The sequence below is a fragment of the Coprococcus intestinihominis genome, from assembly GCF_040096555.1.
Taxonomy (GTDB): Bacteria; Bacillota; Clostridia; order Lachnospirales; family Lachnospiraceae; genus Coprococcus_A; species Coprococcus_A intestinihominis.
On the sequence record NZ_JBBMEK010000196.1, the window covers coordinates 1 to 6,325 of the forward strand.

General features: G+C 41.4%; 8 protein-coding genes. 7 read left to right on the forward strand and 1 reads right to left on the reverse strand.

The window, feature by feature from the left end; genetic code table 11:
* The 7 genes from WMO25_RS13270 to WMO25_RS13300 all read left to right on the forward strand — a co-directional run.
* A partial coding sequence (locus tag WMO25_RS13270) for a penicillin-binding transpeptidase domain-containing protein (protein WP_349085685.1) occupies window positions 1–1,566 on the forward strand: 1,566 nt, incomplete at its 5' end.
* A 77-nt stretch (window positions 1,567–1,643) separates the two neighbouring features.
* Window positions 1,644–2,435, forward strand: coding sequence for a septum site-determining protein MinD (minD, locus tag WMO25_RS13275; RefSeq protein ID WP_015514119.1), 792 nt, complete (start codon window positions 1,644–1,646; stop codon window positions 2,433–2,435).
* 15 nt (window positions 2,436–2,450) lie between these two features.
* Window positions 2,451–2,726, forward strand: coding sequence for a cell division topological specificity factor MinE (locus WMO25_RS13280; protein WP_015514120.1), 276 nt, complete (start codon window positions 2,451–2,453; stop codon window positions 2,724–2,726).
* Window positions 2,727–2,790: 64 nt separating this feature from the next.
* The gene (locus WMO25_RS13285; protein ID WP_349085687.1) at window positions 2,791–3,876 is read left to right on the forward strand and encodes an FtsW/RodA/SpoVE family cell cycle protein; all 1,086 of its coding nucleotides are present in this window, start codon (window positions 2,791–2,793) and stop codon (window positions 3,874–3,876) included.
* Between the two features lie 6 nt (window positions 3,877–3,882).
* Window positions 3,883–4,278, forward strand: a complete 396-nt coding sequence (locus WMO25_RS13290; protein WP_015514122.1) for a methylglyoxal synthase — start codon at window positions 3,883–3,885, stop codon at window positions 4,276–4,278.
* A gap of 12 nt (window positions 4,279–4,290) precedes the next feature.
* Window positions 4,291–5,274 carry a serine hydrolase gene (locus WMO25_RS13295; RefSeq protein ID WP_349085689.1) on the forward strand — a complete coding sequence of 328 codons (984 nt, stop codon included), beginning with the start codon at window positions 4,291–4,293 and terminating at the stop codon, window positions 5,272–5,274.
* A gap of 102 nt (window positions 5,275–5,376) precedes the next feature.
* Window positions 5,377–5,796 carry a hypothetical protein gene (locus WMO25_RS13300; RefSeq protein WP_015514124.1) on the forward strand — a complete coding sequence of 140 codons (420 nt, stop codon included), beginning with the start codon at window positions 5,377–5,379 and terminating at the stop codon, window positions 5,794–5,796.
* Between the two features lie 104 nt (window positions 5,797–5,900).
* Here WMO25_RS13300 and WMO25_RS13305 read toward each other — a convergent pair whose 3' ends face one another.
* Entirely contained in the window at window positions 5,901–6,104 is a 204-nt protein-coding gene (locus WMO25_RS13305) for a DUF378 domain-containing protein (protein ID WP_015514125.1), read from the reverse strand.
* Window positions 6,105–6,325: the final 221 nt, after the last annotated feature.

The window sequence follows — 6,325 nt, forward strand, 5'->3', positions numbered from 1 at the left end:
CTGGGCAGCAAAATGGACACGGCACTTGGAGAATTGGATGATGAGTATAAGGATTATCTTTTAATGACCTATTCCATGCTGAAGGATAAGTCTATATTGAATACAGGTGATCTGGATGATAATGACGAAACGCTGGCTAAATGGAATGACGGAAGCATCAGTTTTAATGAGCTGCTTGATTATGCCATCACGAAGGATATCGTCAATATCAGTGCACTGAATCTGGAGAGCGATTATCTGGATACCAATGAGATCTATCAGGCATTGATTGAATATGTGGCACAGGAACTCCCTTTATATGAAGGCTTCGAAAAAAAGGCCATTTATTATATGTTGGAGAGTGATTATATAAGCGGTACAGACATTTGTCTTTTATTGTATTCACAGCATGTACTGGAAGAGGATGATGATTATCAGGGCCTCCTTTCCGGCAGTCTTTCCGCAAAGAATTTTATGTACAATAAGATTTATAATCTTGAGATCACACCGGATATGCTGGCACTTCCGCCTTGTTCAGGTTCCTTTGTCCTGACGGATATTAATACCGGCAAAGTTAAGGCTCTGGTATCTTATCCGGGTTATGATGCCAATCAGATCAATAATGTCAGCTATTATGCATCGTTGATCAATAATTCATCATCACCTTTATATAACCGTGCGACGCAGCAGACATTAGCTCCGGGTTCAACTTTTAAACCGATTTCAGCCATTGCGGGTCTGGAGGAAGGCGTGATTGATGCAGACACTTATATCACAGACTATGTAGAGTATACAAAGGTTGTGCCGCATGCCAACTGCTGGAATTCAGCGGGACATGGCACCATCAATGTTGAACAGGCGATAGAATATTCCTGCAACTACTTCTTCTATGAAGTGGGTTACAGGCTGGGCTCGAAGAATAATACAACCGAACTGAATGATTCAACAGGTCTGGCTCTTTTAGCCAAGTATGCGAAGATGTTCGGACTGGATTCCGTCAGCGGACTTGAGCTTCCGGAGACAACCCCGAGAATTTCCGATGAGAGTGTTGTCCGTTCAGCAATTGGACAGGCAACCCACAACTATACAGCGGCTGAATTGGCACGCTATGTGACAGCTATTGCCAATTCCGGCAATTTGTATCAGTTATCCGTTCTGGATAAGATTACCGACAGTGAGGGCAATGTACTGGAGGAAAATGAACCGAAGCTGGCCAACAAGATTGAACTGAAACAGAGCACATGGGATATGGTACATACAGGTATGTATAAGGTATGTAATGAATCTTCTTACCGTTCACAAATGGGCGGACTGAAAGTGACTCTGGCAGGTAAATCAGGTACGGCGCAGGTATCAGAGAAACTGCCTAACCATGGACTTTTCATTGGTTATGCGCCTTATGAGAATCCGGAGATTGCCGCAACGCTGATCATTCCGAATGGTCATGGTTCTTCAAATGTACTGGATCTGTATGCGGATCTGATGTGTTACTATTTTGGTGTGCCGGAAAAGAATGCTTCAGATGATATATCCGGTTCGGCAACAAGAACAGCGAATATTCCGGATCAGAATATTCAGGCGGATTAATTCAACGGACATGAACATACAAAAGAAAACAATGATCTAAAAATAAAAGGATTCAATGGTTTTTGGGAGGTATGAGCATGGGAGAAGTATTTGTCATTACATCAGGTAAAGGCGGTGTAGGAAAAACAACATCAACAGCCAATATCGGTGCAGGTTTAGCTGCTGCAGATAAGAAGACAATTCTGATCGATACAGATATTGGCTTAAGAAATCTGGATGTGATCATGGGACTTGAAAACAGGATTGTTTATCATCTGGTAGATATTATCGAAGGCGGGTGCCGGATCAAGCAGGCACTGATCCGGGATAAACGTTATCCGAATTTGTTCCTTCTTCCATCCGCGCAGACGAGAGACAAGACAAGTGTTTCGCCGGAACAAATGAAAAAGCTGATCGAGCAGCTGAGAGATGATTTTGATTATATCCTGATTGACTGTCCTGCAGGCATTGAAAGAGGCTTCTACAATGCCATTGCCGGGGCAGATCGTGCATTAATCGTGACAACACCGGAGGTATCGGCCATCCGGGACGCGGATCGGATCACGGGTCTTCTGGAAGCATCCCATATCAAAAATATTAATCTGATCATTAATCGGATCCGTTTTGACATGGTAAGGCGGGGAGATATGATGAGTATAGAAGATATTGTAGATATTTTGTCACTGGATCTGATCGGTGTGATCCCGGATGATGAAAATGTGGTTGTTGCTGCCAATCAGGGGGAATCATTGACAGGTTATCATACGCCTGCGGGAAAAGCCTATGAGAATATCTGCAGACGTATCATGGGAGAAGATGTTCCCCTGGCCTGTTACCCTCGAAGAAAAAGCTTTTTCTTCCGGGTTGCGGATTATCTGATTCACAGATAGAAAGGAGCTGTCAGGATGTTTTCATTTCTGTTTGGAAGAAAAAGAAAGATTTCCGGTAAAGTCGCCAGCAGCCGGTTAAAGCAGCTGCTTCTGTCGGACAGAATAGCCTGTCCGACAGAGATCACAGATAGTATTCGAGGAGATATTGTATCTGCACTTAGCAAATATGTCGAAATAGACATTCAGAATATTGACATTCATATTACACAAAAGGAAAATCAGAATCGGTCCAGGTCACCGCTTCTGACTGTTTATGTGCCTTTTAAGGAAATAAACCGTCATTCGGTATGATAGGAGAAAAATGTTACAAAGAAGAAAAATATTACAGTATCACACAAATAAATATAATATCCATATGTATAATTTCAGACTGGTTTTATATGTATGGGTGCTAAGTATTATTGGTATACTCGTTATTAACAGTGCAGCCGATGGTTTCGCCGCTAAACAGCTCATAGGCTTTGTCGGTGGATCGGTCGTCATGATAATTTTTTCACTTATTGACTATAATTATATTGCAAAATTCGAATGGTATTTGTATTCTATTAATATAGGTATGTTGATTGCTGTCAAGCTTTTTGGTATTAGTGTGAATGGTGCCAGAAGATGGTTTTCATTGGGGCCTTTTGGTACTTTCCAGCCATCAGAGCTCAGCAAGGTGATCATGCTGATTATTTTTGCACATTTGATCAGTGAGCAGAAGGAGAAGATCAACAGTCTGGCAACGATTCTGAGGATTGGTATTTTATATGTGATTCCGATGTTTCTGGTTGCATGGGAGCCGGATCTCTCGACAACAATGGTTTTTGCATTTCTGTTTTGTACATTGATGTTTGTTGGCGGTATCAGTTATAAGATTATCGGTGCGATACTGGGTGCCGCCTTGCCGTTGGGCGGTATTTTGATCTGGTATATCCAGCAGCCCGGTCAGATCTTATTACATGATTATCAGCTTAATAGAGTTCTCAGTTTCCTGAATCCTTCGGATTATCTTTTGACAACCTATAATCAGCAATATAATTCCATTATGGCGATCGGCTCAGGTATGCTCACTGGTAAGGGACTTGATAATAATACGATTACATCCGTCAAGGGAGGCAATTTCATATCAGAGCCTCAGACAGACTTTATTTTCGCAGTTGTCGGAGAAGAACTGGGATTTATAGGAAGTTGTGTTGTCATAGGGCTCATTTTATTAATTGTGATCGAATGCCTGCGTATTGCAAAGGATGCAAGAGATATGAGAGGCCACCTGGTCGCATCGGGTGTTGCCGGTATTATTACATTCCAGTCTTTTGTCAATATTGGTGTGGCAACAGGCATACTGCCGAATACGGGGCTTCCATTGCCCTTCGTCAGTTATGGTCTTAGTTCATTGCTGAGTAATTTTATATGTATTGGTTTAGTTTTGAATGTTGGTTTACAGCGGAACAGGAGGTAAGTTTTTATGAACATTGGTTTAGTAGCCCATGATACAAAAAAAATGTTGATGCAGAATTTCTGTATCGCTTACAGAGGAATACTGGCGCGTAATGAATTATATGCGACAGGCACCACAGGGCGTTTAATAGAAGAAGTGACGAATCTTAATATACACAAGTTTCTTGCCGGACATCTCGGCGGAGAACAGCAGTTAGGTGCACAGATTGAACATAACAACATTGACTTGATGATTTTCCTGAGGGATCCATATACACCAAAGCGTCATGAACCGGATGCCCACGCAATTGTCAGCTTATGTGATGCACATAATATTCCGATCGCAACAAACTTGGCAACAGCAGAACTTTTGATCAAGGCTTTGGACAGAGGCGATCTGGAATGGCGTGAATTTTATAAATAACAGGTGAAGAGAATGAAGAAAATATTAGCAGCAGCCTGCATATGCAGTGTACTGTTATGCGGATGCCAGAGCCAGACAGCGTATCTGAAGCCCTATACAGTTGTGACGGCGAGTAAGACTGCAGATGCGGCTTCCATGCTGAATATAGAGGCTTGGGAAGGCTTTGCGGAGAACCTAGGTGTTGTATCGGTGGAAGACAGTGAGAACGGCATCAACCAGGAGACACTTTCACAGCTTGACGCCAAGAAAATTTTTCTGACGGGCACAACGGATAAGACGGTCATCACGGCGAAGAATATTTATACACAGATGCCGCCGGCCAGCATTACTAAGATTCTGACAGCGCTGGTGGCACTGGAGACTGTTCAGGATCTGGATCAGGAAGTAACTTTGACGGATGATGTGAATGTTGATGTCGCAGATGCACAGGTGTGCGGTTTTAAAGCCGGAGATAAGATGACTTTGAAGACCTTATTGTATTGTATGCTGATCTATTCCGGTAACGATGCAGCCAATGCCGTAGCTTCTGCAGTTAGCGGGGGAGATATACCGGCTTTTTGTGACAAGATGAATGCGGAAGCCCAGAGGCTTGGTGCAACGCAGACACATTTTGTGACGCCGAATGGTCTGGATGATCCGGATCATTATACAACAGCTTACGATCTTTATTTGATTTTCAATGAATGTCTGAAGTATGATCTGTTTAAGGATGCGATTCATCAGGCACATTATACCGCTGTATTTACACGGAATGGGCAGGAAGTGCAGCAGACGTATGACTCGACAAATTATTATCTGCTGGGCAACAAGACACCGCCCGAAGGCGTCAGCATTATTGGTGGCAAGACCGGTACAACAGATAATGCAGGACTGTGTCTGATTCTTTATGTGGAGGATGGCTCAGGAAACGGTTATATTTCCGTTTTGCTTGGTTGTCCGGATAAAGATACGCTTTATTCGAGTATGTCAAAATTATTATCAGATATTAGCAAATAAGCATTGTATTTTTAGACAATTTATACTATAATTAAGACAAATATATTTAAATTTTTTTAAATTTAAATATAATTTACGTGCATAAGCTAGGAGGAGATTACAATGATACAGATTATATCAGGTGTAAAAGGCAAAGGTAAAACAAAATTCTTGATTCAGAAAGCGAATGAAGCAGTAAAGGCTGCAAACGGCAGTGTTGTCTATCTCGACAAGAATAACAAGCATATGTATGAATTAAGCAACCGCATTCGTTTGATCAATGTTGGCGATTTCCCGATTGATACATATGATGCATTTATTGGATTTATCTGTGGTCTGATTTCACAGGACAGAGATCTGGAGCATATGTTCTTTGATAGCTTCCTGACAATTGCAAGCGTATCTGATGATTATGTTGGCTACGTATTATCTAAACTTGCAGATGTATCAGAGAAGTTCAATGTAGATTTTACGATCAGTATTTCCATTGATGCGGATAATATTCCAGAAGAGTTTAAGAAGGATATCGTTATCTCCTTATAATTTGGATATTATATCATGATTTAGAAGAAAACAGCAGAAGTACTTAAGTGGTATTTCTGCTGTTTTTGTTCTGTATGGAGCCATTTCATTTCCCCGGAAAAGGATTAATTTGTCCTGAGTTTCCAGAAAAGGATCAGGGAATAAATACCGGCAATGCCCACAACGGCAAAAATAATCCGGGTCACGGCAGTGAGTGTGCCGAAGAAGTAGCTGATCAAGTCAAATTCAAAAAAACCGATGAGTCCCCAGTTAATAGCTCCAATGATGATCAGTATCAGAGCTGTAATGTCAAGCCAGTTCCTTTCCATGTCAATTCCTCCTTTCGCGAAGCGGCATGATATCATTATTATTGAATAAAAATTGAAGATTATGTGTACTTTATGATAATTTTGTGAAAAAGGCTTCCAATATAAGTCAAAAAAAGATATAATTAATGAATGCAGGTATTTATGAAGGAGGAAAAAACAGTGTTTTATCCCTATTCCAGCTGGCTTAAACAGCGCTATGGAGAAAAGGTTTACAAGCTTCC

Coding starts and splice junctions, on each gene's coding strand:
- minD (WP_015514119.1), top strand. CDS start 1,644: ATGGGAGAAGTATTTGTCATTACATCAGGTAAAGGCGGTGTAGGAAAA.
- WMO25_RS13280 (WP_015514120.1), top strand. CDS start 2,451: ATGTTTTCATTTCTGTTTGGAAGAAAAAGAAAGATTTCCGGTAAAGTC.
- WMO25_RS13285 (WP_349085687.1), top strand. CDS start 2,791: ATGTATAATTTCAGACTGGTTTTATATGTATGGGTGCTAAGTATTATT.
- WMO25_RS13290 (WP_015514122.1), top strand. CDS start 3,883: ATGAACATTGGTTTAGTAGCCCATGATACAAAAAAAATGTTGATGCAG.
- WMO25_RS13295 (WP_349085689.1), top strand. CDS start 4,291: ATGAAGAAAATATTAGCAGCAGCCTGCATATGCAGTGTACTGTTATGC.
- WMO25_RS13300 (WP_015514124.1), top strand. CDS start 5,377: ATGATACAGATTATATCAGGTGTAAAAGGCAAAGGTAAAACAAAATTC.
- WMO25_RS13305 (WP_015514125.1), bottom strand. CDS start 6,104: ATGGAAAGGAACTGGCTTGACATTACAGCTCTGATACTGATCATCATT.